This window comes from Streptomyces sp. NPDC057010, from assembly GCF_042673805.1.
GTDB lineage: Bacteria > Actinomycetota > Actinomycetes > Streptomycetales > Streptomycetaceae > Streptomyces.
This window is the reverse complement of sequence record NZ_JBHUSC010000016.1, coordinates 1-16751: the sequence shown is the minus strand read 5'-3', so window position 1 is coordinate 16751 and position 16751 is coordinate 1. Positions and strand designations below refer to the sequence as shown.

The window sequence follows — 16751 nt, the reverse complement described above, 5'->3', positions numbered from 1 at the left end:
GCGAAGAGGCACACCGAAACATCTCAGCTGTGTATGGAAGTTGTTGTCCCGAATTGACCTATTGGCGGTGGCGACCTGCCGGCGCGAGAGGCCATCACTTCCCGACGACCACTGCTCGATCCGGGCTCTTGTCCATTTCCTCCTGACCACCGTGAATCCCAGGGGCCAGCCCCTGGACCCCGCCAGCGCCTAGGCCGCGCTGGACCGGCCGCAGCATGGGGGGCTACTCGCCCCCCAGACCCCCTCGCCAGGCGCTCAGGCGCCCTGGACCCGCTCCCCCTCACGGCCTGCCCCGCCTCCCTGACGGTCGGCGGTGCACCCCTCGGGCGCTGGGCGCCCTCACTGGCCATGAGGGCCAGGAGCAGCAGTGGTTGATACCGGCCGGGGCTGAGGTGCGGGTGCTGAGGCTGTCGGAAGACTGCGGCTCGCGTGAGGTGAAGGTGCGTCGGCTGGTGTGTCAGTCGGGTCCGGTGAGGAGTGTCCCGAAGAGTGTCGGGGAGTCAGGAAGTGGACGAAGTCGGATAATTGTCAAAACAAGGCGGCTGGACCAAGGCCGTCCGTCACCTTGCTCTTTAGTAAGAGGGCGCCGCCGCCGCAGGGCTGTGACCTGCATGTTTGTCGGAGGGGATGTGTCCCCCAGGACACATTTCGGCTCCCAAAATGTGTACCTAGAGAGCACATTTCGCGGAAAACTCAAGCACCAGTTGAGTTTTCGGGGAGCCCAACCGGCTTGGGAACGCCGCAGGTCAGCGCGTTGGGCCGAGGCGCTCGAAGAGCCCGTCCACATCCGTGGCATCTACACGAATGTGACGTCATCACGGCAACCTAAATCAAGGAGTCGTGTACTTTCGGGGCTTGGAGGCGAGAAAACTTCACGTACTGTGTACTTTCCGCGCGCCGTTCGAACAGACCCGGGATCCGGGGCCCTCCGCGACGCGCCGAACCGCCAAAAGACAAGCACTGCTTGATTTTTTGGATAGTCTCGGACCGCCTGAGTAACAAGGAGGTCCTGTGACATCTGATCCGCCCGCCCGTCGCCGGCGCGGGCCCCGGGCTGTACCCGCCCCCACCGCTGCCGGCAACGACGCCGAGTACGGAGACATCCTGGCCGTCCTCGGCCAGCAGCTGGGGGAGAAGGTCGCCGAAGCGGCCGACCCCGGCGGCCGCCGCAAGCTCAAGGGAGTCACCTTCGAGTACGCGGCCGATCCGCGCACCGTCCACGACATGGCCGGGGGCGCCGGGTACAGCCTGGCCAGCAACTGGTTCACGCAACTGCTGGCGCAGCTGGCCGTCGCGAACAGCATCACCAAGTCCCAGCTGTGCGTCTTCCTGTTCGTCGCGGGAGGACAGGTGCCGGGGACCGGCATCACCCAGTACACGCAGCAGGAGATCACGGACGGCCTGAACAAGATTGCCGCGCAGAAGGGCGGCAAGATGATCACGCGGTCCACGGTCAACCGGGCCGTCCAGGCGCTGTGCGGCTACAACTGGGTGGAGAAGGCCGGCAACGGCCGGATCCAGATCAACGTGCGCCTGTGGTTCCACGGCAACAGCACGTCCCAGCAGGAAGTGCTGGCCGACATCGCCGACCGGCACGACCACGACGCCGAGGTGTTCCCCTACGCGGTGGGGCCGGAAGGCGCGCACCAGGAGGAGCTGGACCTCGGCATCGTGCCCGAGGAGAGCTATCGCGCGAGGAGACGTACCGGGTGATAGTTCTGCCATGCCCCTGCGCGGGCGCCCGCTCACGAGGAAGGCTGTTCCATGGCTAACGTCATGTCTCCGATCATCGCGGAGCGCATCTGGGCGCTGCCGTTGTCCGGGTCCGCCGTCAAGTTCCTCCAGTACCTCGTCTCGCGCAGCGAGTTCGGGGGGACGCTGCCGGTGCGGCAGAAGGACATGGCGGCCGAGTACGGGGTCACGCCCCAGGCCGTCAGCGGACTCATGGCGCCGCTGTGCGAGCTGAACATCGTGCTCCGGCCGCGCAGTGAGGAGCGCACCGGCAACTCGTACCGGCTGCACCCGCTGGCGGCGAAGTACGAGACCCCGGAGTCCATGGAGGCGGCTTTCCGCGCCGCCCTCGCCCGCATCCAGGCGGGGGACCTCCCCAACCTGAAGCTCCCGACGTACCACCAGGCCCCGCCGGCCTCGACGGGCCGCCCGAAGCTCCAGGTCGCCTGAGCAGGCGGAACAGCGCACAGACAGAAGGCCCCCCACCGAGGTGGGGGGCCTTCCGCGCCTGAGTAACAGTTGGTGCCCCGAGTATATCCGCCGAGTCCCGGCTCAGGGCAGCTGGATTACGCCGAGCCCGGCGACCGTGTCCCGCTCGAAGCGGTGCAGGCGTCACCGCCGATGCCGACGTGTGACGCAGCAGGGCAGCCGATATGCGCGTCATCCCGGAAATGTCGGATTCCATGAAACTACTCAGAAGCCAGCCTCTTCGGCCATAGAGTTGCAGCTCACGAAGTCTGCTCCCCGCACACGCGGGGATGACCCCGGGATCTCCAGGTACTTCGCGCTGCGCCCCGGCTGCTCCCCGCGCACGCGGGGATGACCCCATGCCGGTCTGGATCGCGGCGAATACCAGGAACTGCTCCCCGCGCACGCGGGGGTGGACCTCCGGAGGGGCGATGAGATTGTCTCGTCCACCACCTCTTCCCTTTGCGGGGAGCGCGGTGGGAGGCGAGCAGTCCGTGCCTACTGCTGTGACCGCGAATGCCGGGTTGACCGTGGCCGAGGTCGCCAAAGCCGCCAACGTCTCGACGATGACGGTCTTCAACCACTTTCCGCGCAAGGAGGATCTCTTCCTCGATCGGATCCCCGAGGCCGTCGAGTTGTTCTCCGCAGCGGTGAGGGACCGCGGGCAGGGCGCGTCCCCGCTCACCGGCTTGCGCGCGCTGCTCCTCCGGCTTCTCGACGAGCGCCACCCGCTGGCGGCCGTCGGCGACACCTTCCCGCACTTCTGGCAGATCGTGCTCGACTCCCCGGCACTTCGAGCGCGGGCACGCGAAGGCGTGGAGGAGGAGAACGCCCTGGCCGACGCGATCGGCGGCCCCGACGCCCGCCTAACGGCGGCTCTGACCGTCGCCGCGTACCGGGCCGCCTACGTCACCACCGCCGGCCGGCAGCTCGCCGGAGAGCGTGCGGCGGACGTGGCCGAAGACCACCGCGCGCTGGTGAACGCGGCGTTCGACGCCCTGGAGCGAGCCCTTGTCCCCGGTCTCTGAGCCCGCACCGCAGCCCTCACTTACGGGTGTCGGAGATGGTTCCGGCGGTGCACTCGCTGTCGAGCAAAGCGGTTTCCGTGAGCCAGGTGGCAACCGTGCGGACAATGTGCAGCCACACGTCGTCGAAGCGGAGGCGCCGCTATGGCGGCCCGGTCGAAGGCCCCCGAGGTGAAGCGCGATCCATCTCCGCCGTCGGCGCTCGTCCCCCGCCCCGCCCATGCGCCTACTCCCCGCCTCGATGATCACTGCGGCCACCTTGTGGCGGTACGAGGGGCGGGTCAGGCGCTTGCGACGTACGGCAGTTGGTCGCTGTATGCCCCGGTCGGTGCGGTCCGTGCTGCGCGGGTGCGGTCGGCCGGGAGGTATGACGGAATTGCCGGATTCGGCGAAAGTGCTCGCGAACGCCCCTCGGCCCGCCTAGAGTCCCAGGTCAATGAGCCTGCTCCCCGCGCACGCGGGGATGACCCCGACGACCAGCTGCCCGGGCTGAAGACCACCGGCTGCTCCCCGCGCACGCGGGGATGACCCCCACCGCCCCGAGGTCGGCACCGGCGGCTTCGCCTGCTCCCCGCGCACGCGGGGATGACCCCAGTCCCACAGCCAGCAGACCGCGCGCCCAATCCTGCTCCCCGCGCACGCGGGGATGACCCTCGTCATGTTGATCACTCCCACTAGCCGCGGTGCTGCTCCCCGCGCACGCGGGGATGACCCCAGGTTGTAGGCCATCAGCACGAGAGCCGAGGTCTGCTCCCCGCGCACGCGGGGATGACCCCGACGGCTTGGCCACGGCCATCAAGCGGCGGGACTGCTCCCCGCGCACGCGGGGATGACCCCAACCCGGAGGGTTCAGGCTCAGGCGGGGCCTCCTGCTCCCCGCGCACGCGGGGATGACCCCGACGTCCAGCGGGCGATGAGCGAGGCCACCAGCTGCTCCCCGCGCACGCGGGGATGACCCCCAGGGATCTCGGATCAAGGTGAGCGGGAACATCTGCTCCCCGCGCACGCGGGGATGACCCCTCCGGCCGGGGTCGTTCTGTTAGGCACGGGCCCTGCTCCCCGCACGCGGGGATGACCCCGAGACTCTGGCCTGGGGAATGCCGGTGCTGCTCTGCTCCCCGCATACGCGGGGATGACCCCACATGGGTGATCGGCGCCTCCTCCGAGGAGGACTGCTCCCCACGCACGCGGGGGATGACCCCGTGATCAGCAGCATGCTGCGCGACCGGTCCGTCTGCTCCCCGCACGCGTGGGGATGACCCAAGTGCCCCGGCCAGCTGGCCCCCTCGGGGCGGGCCTCCCTCTCGGTACCGCTGCCTCAGCGGCCAGGCTGACCGCCGAGACGCCGGGGCTCGATCACCAGGTCGCGGGCCTGCCTGACGAAACTCGACGCTGGGATGATGCGGCCGCCCATGTGGATTCCGGACGAGAGCCGGCAGTCGCGGCCGATCGCCAGGCCGGGGCCCAGGGTGAGGGTGCTGCCCGTCTGGGTGCGGTCGCCGATCAGGGCGCCGAAGGCGGGGGCCTTGCAGCGGTACGGCTCGTCGTCCCCCTCGGCCCGCAGGACGATTTCCGTGATCGGGTGCCGCATGTCCGTGTTGAGCAGGCTGATGGCTGCCACGACGACCTGCGCCGACATGTGGGCGCCGGCGCCGATGACGGAGTGGCCGACGCCGACGGAGTGTCCCAGCCGGGCTCCTTCGCCGACGAACGTCTGCGTCACCTCGCATCCGAACCCGACCGAGGCCCCGGCGCACAGCACCGAGCCCTTGCGCACGGTCGAGAACTCGTGGACCCGTACACCCGGTCCGACGATCACGTCCGGTCCGATGTTCGCCGTGGGGTGGATGACCGCCGAGGGATGGATCCGGTCCGGGAGCGTGAGGAGAGCGTCCTCGTGGATCGCCTTCCAGTCGCCGAGGAACGCGGACAGCTCGTAGTCCTCCAGCCTGCCGTAGGCGGTGTGCGGCAGACCGGCCTGCTCGGGGCTGCTGACGTAGTCGCCGATGCGGATCGCGGTGGGCATGTGCTGCTCCTTCATCGTCGTAGGTGGGGGTGGGCGGGACGGTCGGCGGGCGGGCTAGCATCGGCTGCATTCGTCACGAAATGGGAGGGCAGCCGTGTCCGGTCCGCCGCGTCTCGGTGTTGCCGTCATCACGATGGGGACCCGTCCCGCCGAACTGCTCGCCCTGCTCGACTCCGTGCGCGCCCAGCACGGCGAGCCGGTACGGATCGTCGTCGTCGGGAACGGGTGCCGGCTCGAGGAGGGAGGGCTTGGGCCGGGCGTCGAGACGGTGGAACTGCCGGAGAACCTCGGGGTGTCCGGCGGGCGGAACGTGGCGTGGGAGACGCTGCGGGCACACGGCGACGTCGATGTGGTCGTCGACCTCGACGACGACGGACTGCTGCCCGATCCGGACACCTTCGCCCTGCTGCGCAAGGCACTGACCGACCCGGCCGTAGGGATCGTGAGCTTCCGGATCGCCGACGAGACCGGCTTCACGCAGCGACGGCACGTCCCGCGGCTCCGGGCCGCCGACCCGATGGCGGCCGGCGAGGTGACCACGTTCCTGGGCGGCGGCCATGCCATCCGGGCCGAGGTCTTCGAGCAGGTCGGGGGATGGCCGACGGAGTTCTTCTTCGGGCACGAGGAGACCGATCTCGCCTGGCGGGCCATCGACGCCGGGTGGCAGGTCCGGTACGAGCCCCGGCTGCTGCTCCAACACCCCCGGACGAGTCCGGCCCGTCACGCGGTGTACTTCCGCACGAACGCCCGCAACCGCGTCTGGCTGGCGAAGCGGCACCTGCCCGCCCCCCTCGTCCCGGTGTACCTCGGTGTCTGGACGGTGCTGACCCTCGTACGCCGGCCCCCGCTCGAAGGGTTGAAGGCGTGGCTCGGCGGCTTCGCCGAGGGCGTCCGCACGCCCTGCGGGCCTCGCAAGCCGATGCGCTGGCGCACGGTGGCCCGTATGGCGCGCCTCGGGCGCCCGCCGGTGATCTAACCGGGCCCGCTAGGCGATGTCGGCGCGGTACCGCGCGGCCTCCTCGCGGAGGAAGTCGGGCAGCGCGCCGGGCGTCTGGTCCAGCCAGGCGACGTAGCGGGCCACTCCCTGCTCGACGGAGATCCGCGGCTCCCAGCCGAGCGCGGCTGACATGCGGGTGGTGTCGGCGTAGCCGCCGAGCGGGTCGCCCTCGGGCAGCGGACGGGTCTCGACCGGGGCGTCCGGGTAGTGCTGGACGACCATGTCCGCGATCTCGCGGATCGAGGTCGCCCGGCCGGTGCCCACGTTCAGCACCTGCTGGTGAGCCGCCGGGGCGAGCATGGCGCGGATGGTGGCCTCGGCGACGTCGTCGACGTGCACGAAGTCGCGGACTTGGAGGCCGCCGCCGTTGAGGAGCAGCGGGAGTCCGAGCTTCGCGCGCATCGCCAGCCACGCCACCACCCAGGAGTGACTGTGCTCCTTCACGGTCTGCGGTTCGCCGTAGACGCTGAAGTAGCGCACGGTGGCGTGGGAGACGTTCGCGGCGTTCGTCATCAGCGCGGTCTGGTGCTCGCCCCACACCTTCGTGTTGGCGTACACGGAGAGCGGCGCGAGGGGCTGCTCCTCGTGCCAGGAGCGGACCTCCTGCCGCTTGGGATCGCCGTTGCCGTAGACGGCCGCGGACGACACGAACACGAACCGCCGGACCTTGGCGTTGTGTGCCCGTACCGCTCCCAGCAGGACTTGCGTCCCGTGGACGTTGGTCTCCAGCGCGGCGAGCGGGTTGCGGGTGCAGGAGGCGACGTCGGCGACCGCCGCGGCGTGGATGACGTAGTCGCTCTGCCTGACCATGGCGTTCATCAGGGTTTCGTCGGCGATGTCGCCCACGACGGTGTCGCGGTCGCCGGCGTGGACGCCGAAGAGCTCGCTGTAGACGCGGGCCGGGTAGGCGTCGAGCCGGCCGACGGCGATGACGCGGGCACCGGCGCTCCGGAGGCGGCTGGTGATCCGGCTGCCGACGAGCCCGCCGCCGCCGGTGACCATGACCGTGGCGCCGGATACGGCGGAGCGCAGGTCGTCGTCCGTGTGTGGATCCGTGTGTGGAGAGGGCATGGTGAATCTCCCGTCGTAGGGGCGATGGTGAGGGTCGTCCGGGCTTCGCGCGGGGTGGCCGGGCGGGTCGAGTACGGGCCGTTGCTCCGTATGCGCAGGAGCTGGCGGGCCACACCCGCGAGGAGCGTGAGCTGGGCGGCGGGGCTGCGCATGGAGCCGGCGTCGGCTTGGAGGAGTACCGAGCGGCTGTGGGCGATGGTCGCGCGCAGGATGTCCGCCGTACGGTCGTCGGGCGCTCCGGCCAGCACGGCTTCGGCTGCTGGGAGCAAGCCCCTGACCTGCCGGATGAGCTGGACGGTGACCTGCCGTACGGGCTCCCTGGCCAGGCAGCCCGCGGCCTGCGGGGCCTGTCTGGCGAGCAGTTCGGCGCGTTCCGCGGCAGCCAGAACCGCGGCGGCCGACACCCCGACATGGGCGTCCTGCCTCGCGGACAGCGACCCGGGACTCTTGCGTCGATTCACTTCGATCACGGTCATGGCGTCTCCTCCGTGGGTCGGGCAAGGGCCGGCCAGGGCATGGCGAATCGCCTGGCCGGTGCTCCGCGCGCCGGGCGTGGCGCGTCTTCAACCGTCAGTGGGAAAAGCCCCTTTGAGGCGTTGACGTGCCGAACCTACGGCCGGTGCAATGGCCGGAACACTCACTGTGAGTACGAGATGCGATGCCGGAGCGCGATCGGGGAGTGCCATGGCAGCCAGCACCCGGGGCATGGGGCTCATCGCGGGCTTCGTGCTCCGCACCGCGCGGGAGAGCATCCCCCGTTCGCAGGAGGAGATGGCCGAGCTCCTCGGCGTCGGCGTGGGCACGTACCAGGGGTGGGAGTCGGGCCGTCGGCCGCTCTCGAACATGCGCAGCGGGGATCTGCTGGACCTGCGCCGCCGGTTACCCGCGCTCGGCGCGGATCCGGAGGTCGTCGTCCTCCTGGACGCCGCGATGGACGCGGACCGCGTCATCGAGCGGGCTCTGGGACCCGCCAGGCCGGGTGTGCCCCACCCGCTCTCCGAGTGGGTCCACACCAGGGACACCGCACACATGATCGCGTGGGCGGTCAACGGTTCCGCCCCGCCCGCCCTCCGCCGCCGGCCCGTCCCCGCCCGCCGGGGTCCGGTAGCCACGGCTCCCCGGCTCGCCCCGGGGGAGCGGACCACCTTCTTCGCCCACCTTCGCGACAGCGCAGAGGCCGCCGTACGCAGGGGAGGCGAGGGAGCCCTCCTGCACCGCCAGGCCCTGTACTTGACCTCCTACGACCACGGCCCCGACGCCGCATCGTGGACCGCCCACGCCCTCCACTCCCGCCGCGGAGTCCTTGTAGGACGCGGCTGGACGCCGCACTGGGCGGAGGCGCGTTCCACCGCCACGGCCCTGGCCCGGCTGGGCGATCCGCAGCCGCTGTGGGACTTCATCGAGCGCTCGATGGCGGACAGCGACGACGGCGAGGTCGCCAACCTCAACTACTGGGCCCTGTGGCTCGGCGCGATCCGGCGACCGCAGGCCAGCGACGCCTTCATGCGCGACCGCGCCATGGCGGACTGGGACCCGGTCACGCTGCTGCGCGGCCTGGTGTACGGCCTCCACCCGGCCCCCGGCTTCGTCGACCTCTACGCGCACACCGTGTGGGCCCTGCTGGAGGCCCACGCGTGGCTCCCGCTGGCGGCCGGAGACCTGACCCGGATTCTCGCGGCCCGCACCACCCAACTACTCGACGGAAATGCCTTGTCGGAAAGATCCAGGCGCGAGCTCAGCACCGTGCACTACCGTCTAGGCGAGCACGACTGATCACCTCGGAGGGCACCACATGGCAGACGAGACGGCCCATGCAGAGGGCACCGCGGGTTTCCTGTTCGAGCTCGGCGTTCTGAAGCGCGAGCGCCGGTCGGGGTGGTGGCACACCGGGGTCCGGGATCCGGAGAGCATCGCGGAGCACAGCTTCCGCGTCGCTGCGATCGGAGCCGTCCTGGCCATGATGGAGGGCGCGGACGCCGCCCGGGTCACGCTCATGTGCGTCATGCACGACACCCAGGAGACCCGCATCGGCGACATCCCCCACATCGGCCGCCGCTACCTGAAGGCCGCCCCGAACGAGGAAATCACCGCGGACCAGCTCGCGACGGCGCACCCCGCTGTCGCCGCCGGCATCCAGGCCGTCGTCGAGGACTACGAGAACGGCACCGACCCCGAGGTCGTCATCGCCCACGACGCGGACAAGCTGGAATGCCTGATCCAGGCCGTCGAGTACCGCGAACAGGGCAACGCGAACGTGCAGAACTGGATCGACTCCAGCCTGGGCTCCCTGAAGACGACCTCGGCGAAAGCCCTGGCCGAGGCCGCCCTGAACATGTCGTCACTGACCTGGCGCGAGACCTTCCTGCCGCGCTGACGGGACGGTCCTTCGCCGCTCCCGCTCCCCGCGCCTGCGGGGATGACCCCCACAAGCCGAAGTTCCGTGGCCAGGACGAAGGCTGCTCCCCGCTCCCGCGGGGATGACCCTCAGGTCAAAGGGGGCCTCTGAGAGAAGCCCGAGTACTCCTCGCATGTGCGGGGATGAACGTCCGGTTGCACCGGGCCGGGCCGGTCTCCGGTCGTGCGTTCCCAGTGCACCGCGCCGTCGGGGATGAACCTATCTGGACCGGGCTGATGTACACGCCAGGGTCCTGCTCTCCGCCGCACGCGGGGATGGACTTTGGGCGGCTGCCAGATGGTGTCCGGAAGCGGGGTAGGCGTCCTCGACCGGCGACTCGTGCGCGGAACCCGCGGGCCCTGCCTGCCCCTGCTGGCTGCGTAGGTGAGAACGAAGGAACGGATGTCGGCGGGTTCCAGGATCATCGGCTGTTGGGCCCGCTCTGGAATGTTGCCGAGTTCTGGGAACACCTCACTGATCCGTGTCGGGCATCGGGTCCGGGGCAGTGCAGCATTAGAACGTGCAATCGATAGCATCCCGTCGCGACGTTGTGGTGGCCTGACGAGGTGGGGAAGCTATGAGCGAGGACGTCCTGTCGATCATTCCGAGTGATCCGCAGTGGCAGCCGGATCGCGACGCGGTTGATCACGTCATCGCGCTCGTCGAGCAGCTGACGCCCGGAGTTGCCGACGGCGTGGACGTGGAGATCGACGTGACGTGGCACGACGTGGTGACCGCTGTTGACTGCGGGGCCAACCTGGAAAGGATCGGCTGCCCCTTGTGCCAGGCAGCCATCGACAAGGAGTGGTGGGGCGACCTCCTTGAGGCCCACTGCGACGACGGATTCACCACGCTCGCGATCGAGGTCCCGTGCTGTGGCGGATCAACCACTCTGGATGTGCTGGATTACGACTGGCCGTGCGGATTCGCCCGCTTCGAGATCGCCATCTGGAACCCCGAACACCTCTGGTTCAGCGAGGACGAGCTGACGGCGCTGGCGGACCGCCTGGGCCATCCGGTGAAGCAAATCCGGGCCCACATCTGAACCTCGGCAGCTCAGGCGGTGGCCTGTTGCTCGGCGCGGGCTCGGGTGCTGGCGAGTCGGTAGGAGTCTGCGTGGGCCTGGACGCAAACTTGGTGGGAGCGGCTGAGGGGGTTCCGCTGCTGCCGCGAACCCGCCGCGCCGAAGCCCCATCGCACCGAATTTTCGGCGCCTGTCCGAATCCGCACAAACGCTTCGAAGTGAACTGTCAGCTGCCTAAAGTGGTAGATCGATGAGTCTGCCCTCCCGCGCCCGCGGGGATGAGCCCTGGGACTACCCCAACGAACTCGGACCTTACGACTGCTCCCCGCTCCTGCGGGGATGGCCCCGTCAATACGGTCAACGCGAAGGTTGGCCCGGATTGCTTCCCGCACCCGTGGGAATGAACCTCAGTCCGTGGTTTGGAAGGCGTACTACAAGAGCCGCTCCCTGCTCCCGCGGGGATGACCCACCCACGGCTCCATCCCGGTATGTCCCTGTTGCTGCTCCCCGCCCATGCGGGGATGACCCATGCATGGTGTTGACCGAGGGGTTCGATGCCTCCTGCCTCCTGCCGCCTGCTCCTACGGGGACGGCTCAGAGCACGCGCCGGCGCGGAGCTGCACTTCCACTTCCGGGTCAAGTCCGGTCATCACTGCGGATGTTGAGATTTCCGGAACCTTCCTTATTGCGCCTGTTCGCCTGCTAGCGTCCTGCCTCATTCCAGCAAGGAACCGTTATGAGCAGAGAGCGAACGATGCAACTTGGCTGAATCACGCACTCCGCGCGACGGGGCGATACGCCCCCGGTGGGATCCACGGCAGCAGCCATGCGTACCGGCCCTGACCCTCGACGACCGGCTCGTCGAGCTGAGCCTTGTCGACGTGCTTCACGATGCCGACGGCCTCCGCAGCGTGGAAGGCGCCACGCCGGGGGAGAAGGTCGCCGTCATCGAGTTCTTGCTGGCCATCTGCTACGCGTCCGGCACCTACCCGGCCTCCGCCGCCGCGTGGCCGGCCTGGGTGGACGAGAAGGACGCCCTGCGGCCCGCCGCCGAGTGGCTCGCGCGGCGTCCCGAGGGCGAGGTCTGGGACCTGTTCCACCCCACCGAGCCGCTCGGGCAGAATGCGCTCCTCGCGCCCTTCCTCGACCGGCACGGGGCCGGACCGGCGCAGCTGGTGATCGAGCAGGTCGGCGACTACAACCAGTTCTTCGATCACCACCACCTCGAACACCCCCGCCCGTTGCCGGTCGCGCAGGCCTTCCGGGCCATGCTCACGCAGCACGTGTACGGGCCGGCCGGCCGGGCCCGGATCTCCGGCAAGGAGACGCTCGGCCCCACCATCACCAATCTCGCCGCCACCCGCCTCGGCACCCGGATCCGCGTCATCGCGCTCGGCGAGACCCTCGGTGAAACCCTCCGGCTGAACCTCGCCCCCGTCTCCGGACCGCCCGGCGAGCTGAACCGCTCCTGGACCGCGGGCAAGGAACGCCGCGGCTTCAAGGCCAAGCCCAGCGGCGGCCGCCCGGTCAGCGGCCCCGCGGACCTGCACAGCTATCTCGGCCGCTCGGTCCTCCTCCGCCCGACCCCCGAGGGCGACGCCGTGGACCGGGTGCTCCTCGGCGCCGGCGAACTGCTCGCGCTGACGGACGAGCACCTCCAGGACGCGGTCCTCGCGAAGAAGGCGGACGGCACCACCAAGCCGCTGTGGGCCTCGGCGACCCGCGCCGTGTGGCGCGACGCCCACTCCCTCTACGCCGCCGTGGACACGGCCCGTTCCTCCGGCGGCGCGAACGTCGGCGCGACCCTGTACCAGCGGCTCGCGCTCTTCCCCCCGGAGGACGTCGCCCCCGAGCCCGGCCAGCAGCCGGCCCGCCGCGTCGAACTGTGGACGGTCGGACTCGTGGCCAAGCAGACCACCGCCATCACGTGGGTCGACGGGACCTTCCCCTTCGCCCCGGGCCTGGAGGCGCGGCTCTACCTCGCCTCCTTCCGCGGTTCGGAGATCGCCGAGTACGTGGCCTCGGCCCTGAGCAAGGCGGCGTACGCGGCCTGGACCGTCGCCTATCCGAACCCCAAACCGGCCGACAAGAGCGGCCAGATCGCACGCTTCGACGCGCGCGGCATGCACTGGGCGGCGACGCGGGAACCGTTCGACCTCCTGATGGACGAGACCACCATCGGCGAGCCCGTCCCCGAGTGCCTGCTCGACTACGCCGCCACGGTGGCCGCCTCCGCCCGCAGGTTCCTCACCGCCTGTCTCGACTCGCTGCCGAGGAACGCGCAGGGCGCCAAGGCGCAGGCCGCAGCCCTGAAGCGGTTCGACGACGAGCTGGCCTCGCCGAAGGCACCGGCCGAAATCCGAGGGGAAATGGCATGACCACCCAAGCCGAGTCCAGGCCCGGACCCGAGGCCAGCGAGAGCAGCGCCGCCCTGACCGCCTGGCTCGCCAGCCTCGTGCACAACCACAACTACGGAGCCCTCGCCGACCTCCGGCGCCTCCGCGTCCGCAAGGAACCCCACTTCCGGGCCATCTGGTACAGCCCCAGCCAGGAGCAGGAGGAGATCTACGAGCAGGTCGCCTTCCTGTTCGCGGTCTACCACCAGGGCCGCCACGAACCCGTATACGGCTACGGCAACCTCGGGGAGGCCGCCCGCCGCATCGGCAGCGGAGCCGGCCGGGGCCCGGACGATCCGGGTGCGGCCCGGCTCGTCGACCGGATCGTCTCCAGCCGCCGCATTCCGTGGCGCCACCTCCAGCACACCGTCGCCCGGCTGCGCGCCTGCGGGGAGAAGCCGCCCTCCTGGGCCCGGCTCGCTGACGACCTGAGCCAGTGGAACGACCGCAAGGCCCGCATCTCCTACGAATGGGCCGTGTCCTTCCACATGTCCCGCTCCCGGGCCGCCGGTGCCCGCACCGGCACGACCGCCGCCGACACGATCCAGAAGGGCACCACCACGTGACCAGCAACGCGTCCTCCGCCGGCAGCCAGTTCCTGTCCCTGCACCTCCTGGAGACCTTGGTCGCCGTGCTGCCCGTGCGCGACGAGAACGGCTCTCCCAAGTCCATCGTCTACGGCGGCACCGAGCGGCACATGATCACGAGCCAGGCGCGCCGCCGCGCGGAACGGGTCCACACCCGCGACCGCGCCAACGCGGGCATCGGCGCCCTGGCCGGCCGGAGCACGGGCGTCCGTACCCGCGAATGGGCGCTGATCACCGGCCGTGAACTGACCTCCGCGCACGGCTGGGACGCGGACGAGGCCATCCGTACGGCCCGCGCCGTCATCGAGGCCACCGGGCTGAAGTTCGGCGACCCGGCCAAGAAGAACGTCGCGAACCTGACCAGGGTGCTCCTCTTCGCCCCCTCCGACGCGGGCCAGCGCATCGCCGCCCACATCCACGAGGAGGCCGGGGAACTCCGGCCCTGGACGGCGGAGTACCTGGCGGCGCAGGCGGCGGCCACGTCCAAGACCAAGAAGGGCGGCCGCAAGAGCGCCGACCAGGAGGCGGCCGAAGCGGAAGAGGCCGCGGAGGGGACAGGCGGCCCGGCCGACGCCAAGCTGCCCGCGCTGCCGCCCGCGACCCGCGCCGCTGTGCTCACCGCGCTCGCCCCGCGCGACGCCATCGACATCGCCCTGTACGGCCGCTTCCTCGCCGAGATCGCCGACTCCCCGAACGTCGACGGCGCAGTCCAGAGCAGCCACGCCTTCACCGTGCACGAGGCGGAGCAGGTCGACGACTTCTACGCCGCCGCCGACGACGCGAAGCTCGACCGCAAGAAGAACGCCCTGGACTTCCTCGATGCCGCCGACGACGCGGGAGCCGGCATGACCGGCTACCAGTCCCTGATCACCGGCACGTTCTACCGGCATGCCGTCCTCGACCGCCTGAAGCTGCGCAGGAACCTGCGGGCCGCGGGCATGACGGTCGAGGAGGCCGAGGAGGCATCCGTCGCGGCCGAGGCGGAGTTCGTCACCGCCTTCGTGGACGCCTTCCCCGAGGCGAAGAAGAACTCGACCGCCTCCACCGGCTCGCTGCCCGCCCTGGTCCTCGCCTTCGAGGGCGAGCGCCCGTACAACTACGCGGCGGCGTTCCAGGCCCCGATCGACGAGAATCCTCTCGACAAGGGCGGCGAGGGCCCGGCCGGGCCGGCCGCGGTCAAGCGGCTGCTGAAGCACCACGCCTTCGTCAGCAAGCGCCGCCCCGACATCACCTCCGGCCGCGTCCTCACCTACGACCCCCAGATCGACGAGCTCCTGGGCACCCTCAACGCCCACGGCGCGACGCCCGTCACCTCCGCCGAGGAGCTGACGGCGTGACGCACGTCCTGCTCGTACGGCTCGCCGCCCCCCTGCAGTCCTGGGGGGCGGTGTCCCGCTTCTCCCACCGCGACACCCACAGCCGGCCCACCAAGTCGGCGGTGATCGGACTGTGCGCGGCGGCCCTCGGCCGGGACCGCACCGATCCCGTGGACGACCTCGCCGGACTCGTCTTCGGCGTCCGCGCGGACCATCCCGGCACCCCGGTACGCGACTACCACACCGTCGGCGCGGGGAAGTACCCGCTGCGCCCGCGGGACGTCATCACCGATCACCGGCGGGCAGCGGCGGTGGCCAGGAGCATGGAGGCCACCGAAGGACCCGGCTTCGGGCACCACGAACTGGCCGGGTGGTACGGGGCCCCGAAGAAGATCGCGGCCGATCCCGTCTCCGGAGCCCTGGTCTCCGGGGAGCTCTCCCGTACGGCGTTGATCACCGAGCGCTGGTACCTGTCGGACGCGGCGTTCGTCGTGGGGCTCCAGCACGCGGACCGGGCGCTGCTGGAGGAGGTCGGGCACGCCCTGGAGCACCCGAAGCAGCTGCTGTGGCTCGGCCGGAAGTCCTGCCCGCCCTCCGGCACGCTGGCCGCCGGGATCCTGCCCGGCACGCTCGCCGAGGCGTTCGCGGCCAAGCGGCTGCTGCCGGGCCCGGAGGGACCCGACACCTCGGGCCGCCGTCCCTGGGCGTGGCTCCAGGCGACGTCGGGTGCGCGGGGGGCCTCACCGGTCAACGACCAGCCGGTCAGCTTCGATCCGGCCCGCCGGGCCCACGCCACGCGCTGGGAGACCCGTATGCGCGTCACCATCGCTCCGACCGCCACCGAATGGGACATCATCCCGTGAACACCGTGAACCCCGTGAACACCGTGCAGACCGGGGACGGCACACGCGCTTCCACGGCGCGCTTCGTCGCGACCCACTCCGTCCTGTCCCTGAACGCCCGCCACCCGCTCGTCGCCAAGTCGCTGGTCGACGCCCAGGAGATGCACCGCACCGTGATGAGCGGGTTCCGCGGCTGGGTCGAGGACGGCGATCCGGACGCCCGCTCCCAGATGGGCGTCCTGTCGACCTGGTCGGTGGACCTCAAGGCGGCGGCGCTCGTGCTGGTCGTGCAGTCCAGGATCCCGGGGGACTGGGCCCGGATACCGCGAGCGGCCTTCACCGCCGCCCCGCACATCATCACCGTCGACCGCACCTTCAAGGCGGGCGAGGTGGTCGGCTTCCGTACGGTCGTCAACCCGACCCACAGCAGGCCGGCCGCCGGGCCCGCGGCGGACCGCGGGGCGGAGAAGACCCGCGGAACGCGGACCGCCCACACCACGCCGGAGCACGTCAAGCGCTGGTTCGCGCGCCGCCTCCAGGCCGACGGCGACCCGGCGACGGCCGAGGACGGCGTGGTCCGCATCGGCGCCACCACCGACCCGGACACCCTGGGGATCCGCATGCTGCCGACCGTCTCCAGCGCCCATCGCCGCAAGCCCGTGCGCATCGGCCGCGCCGAGATCCGCGGCTCCCTGACGGTCACCGACCCGGAAACCCTGGTCGGAGTCCTCTCCAACGGCCTCGGCCACGCCCGCGCGTACAGCTGCGGGCTGATCCTGACCCGCTGAGGGACGCGGTGTTCCGGGGGGGGGGGGGTGTTGGGGGGGGGTTGGGGCGGGGGGGGGGGTGGGGGGGGGGTGGGGGGGGGGGGGG

The 16751-nt window shown here is 70.7% G+C and carries 14 protein-coding genes and 1 CRISPR repeat array; of the genes, 12 read left to right on the top strand and 2 right to left on the bottom strand.

Annotated elements, in window-relative coordinates; translation table 11 throughout:
• Window positions 1–1011 precede the first annotated feature (1011 nt).
• From ACFTXQ_RS16535 to ACFTXQ_RS16525, 3 genes are all read left to right on the top strand, one after another.
• Entirely contained in the window at window positions 1012–1713 is a 702-nt protein-coding gene (locus ACFTXQ_RS16535) for a hypothetical protein (protein WP_382641276.1), read from the top strand.
• A gap of 51 nt (window positions 1714–1764) precedes the next feature.
• Window positions 1765–2181 carry a hypothetical protein gene (locus ACFTXQ_RS16530; RefSeq protein ID WP_382641274.1) on the top strand — a complete coding sequence of 139 codons (417 nt, stop codon included), beginning with the start codon at window positions 1765–1767 and terminating at the stop codon, window positions 2179–2181.
• A 512-nt stretch (window positions 2182–2693) separates the two neighbouring features.
• On the top strand, window positions 2694–3227 hold the full coding sequence (locus ACFTXQ_RS16525) for a TetR/AcrR family transcriptional regulator (RefSeq protein ID WP_382641272.1): 534 nt from the start codon (window positions 2694–2696) through the stop codon (window positions 3225–3227).
• Window positions 3228–3666: 439 nt separating this feature from the next.
• A CRISPR array of direct repeats spans window positions 3667–4487; the repeat unit is 29 nt; unit sequence CTGCTCCCCGCGCACGCGGGGATGACCCC.
• A 55-nt stretch (window positions 4488–4542) separates the two neighbouring features.
• On the opposite strand, the gene ACFTXQ_RS16520 is transcribed toward ACFTXQ_RS16525, so the two are convergent.
• On the bottom strand, window positions 4543–5250 hold the full coding sequence (locus tag ACFTXQ_RS16520; RefSeq protein WP_382641270.1) for a transferase: 708 nt from the start codon (window positions 5248–5250) through the stop codon (window positions 4543–4545).
• 94 nt (window positions 5251–5344) lie between these two features.
• Between ACFTXQ_RS16520 and ACFTXQ_RS16515 the strand changes: the two genes are divergently transcribed.
• On the top strand, window positions 5345–6226 hold the full coding sequence (locus tag ACFTXQ_RS16515) for a glycosyltransferase family 2 protein (protein ID WP_382641268.1): 882 nt from the start codon (window positions 5345–5347) through the stop codon (window positions 6224–6226).
• A gap of 9 nt (window positions 6227–6235) precedes the next feature.
• Here the strand turns inward: ACFTXQ_RS16515 and ACFTXQ_RS16510 are convergent, their stop codons facing one another.
• Window positions 6236–7318 carry an NAD-dependent epimerase/dehydratase family protein gene (locus ACFTXQ_RS16510; RefSeq protein ID WP_382641266.1) on the bottom strand — a complete coding sequence of 361 codons (1083 nt, stop codon included), beginning with the start codon at window positions 7316–7318 and terminating at the stop codon, window positions 6236–6238.
• Window positions 7319–8002: 684 nt separating this feature from the next.
• On the opposite strand from ACFTXQ_RS16510, the gene ACFTXQ_RS16505 reads away from it, so the two are divergent.
• The 8 genes from ACFTXQ_RS16505 (at window position 8003) to ACFTXQ_RS16470 (ending at window position 16666) form a co-directional block, all read left to right on the top strand.
• Window positions 8003–9091, top strand: coding sequence for a helix-turn-helix domain-containing protein (locus ACFTXQ_RS16505; protein ID WP_382641264.1), 1089 nt, complete (start codon window positions 8003–8005; stop codon window positions 9089–9091).
• A 19-nt stretch (window positions 9092–9110) separates the two neighbouring features.
• Window positions 9111–9692, top strand: coding sequence for an HD family hydrolase (locus tag ACFTXQ_RS16500; RefSeq protein WP_382641262.1), 582 nt, complete (start codon window positions 9111–9113; stop codon window positions 9690–9692).
• A gap of 598 nt (window positions 9693–10290) precedes the next feature.
• Entirely contained in the window at window positions 10291–10758 is a 468-nt protein-coding gene (locus tag ACFTXQ_RS16495) for a hypothetical protein (RefSeq protein ID WP_382641260.1), read from the top strand.
• A 740-nt stretch (window positions 10759–11498) separates the two neighbouring features.
• Entirely contained in the window at window positions 11499–13115 is a 1617-nt protein-coding gene (locus ACFTXQ_RS16490) for a type I-E CRISPR-associated protein Cse1/CasA (RefSeq protein WP_382641258.1), read from the top strand.
• Window positions 13112–13699 carry a type I-E CRISPR-associated protein Cse2/CasB gene (gene casB / locus ACFTXQ_RS16485; RefSeq protein WP_382641256.1) on the top strand — a complete coding sequence of 196 codons (588 nt, stop codon included), beginning with the start codon at window positions 13112–13114 and terminating at the stop codon, window positions 13697–13699. Before ACFTXQ_RS16490 ends, casB begins: the two co-directional genes overlap by 4 nt.
• Window positions 13696–15057, top strand: coding sequence for a type I-E CRISPR-associated protein Cas7/Cse4/CasC (locus ACFTXQ_RS16480; protein ID WP_382641254.1), 1362 nt, complete (start codon window positions 13696–13698; stop codon window positions 15055–15057). Before casB ends, ACFTXQ_RS16480 begins: the two co-directional genes overlap by 4 nt.
• Entirely contained in the window at window positions 15054–15899 is an 846-nt protein-coding gene (gene cas5e, locus ACFTXQ_RS16475) for a type I-E CRISPR-associated protein Cas5/CasD (protein WP_382641253.1), read from the top strand. Before ACFTXQ_RS16480 ends, cas5e begins: the two co-directional genes overlap by 4 nt.
• 14 nt (window positions 15900–15913) lie before the next feature.
• Window positions 15914–16666 (top strand): type I-E CRISPR-associated protein Cas6/Cse3/CasE, encoded by a 753-nt coding sequence (locus ACFTXQ_RS16470; protein ID WP_382641251.1) that lies wholly within the window; start codon window positions 15914–15916, stop codon window positions 16664–16666.
• Window positions 16667–16751 lie beyond the last annotated feature (85 nt).

What these genes read in the sequence shown, in the direction of transcription:
- ACFTXQ_RS16530 (WP_382641274.1), top strand. Translation starts at nt 1,765, where the DNA reads ATGGCTAACGTCATGTCTCCGATCATCGCGGAGCGCATCTGGGCGCTG.
- ACFTXQ_RS16520 (WP_382641270.1), bottom strand. Translation starts at nt 5,250, where the DNA reads ATGCCCACCGCGATCCGCATCGGCGACTACGTCAGCAGCCCCGAGCAG.
- ACFTXQ_RS16510 (WP_382641266.1), bottom strand. Translation starts at nt 7,318, where the DNA reads ATGCCCTCTCCACACACGGATCCACACACGGACGACGACCTGCGCTCC.
- ACFTXQ_RS16505 (WP_382641264.1), top strand. Translation starts at nt 8,003, where the DNA reads ATGGCAGCCAGCACCCGGGGCATGGGGCTCATCGCGGGCTTCGTGCTC.
- ACFTXQ_RS16500 (WP_382641262.1), top strand. Translation starts at nt 9,111, where the DNA reads ATGGCAGACGAGACGGCCCATGCAGAGGGCACCGCGGGTTTCCTGTTC.
- ACFTXQ_RS16495 (WP_382641260.1), top strand. Translation starts at nt 10,291, where the DNA reads ATGAGCGAGGACGTCCTGTCGATCATTCCGAGTGATCCGCAGTGGCAG.
- casB (WP_382641256.1), top strand. Translation starts at nt 13,112, where the DNA reads ATGACCACCCAAGCCGAGTCCAGGCCCGGACCCGAGGCCAGCGAGAGC.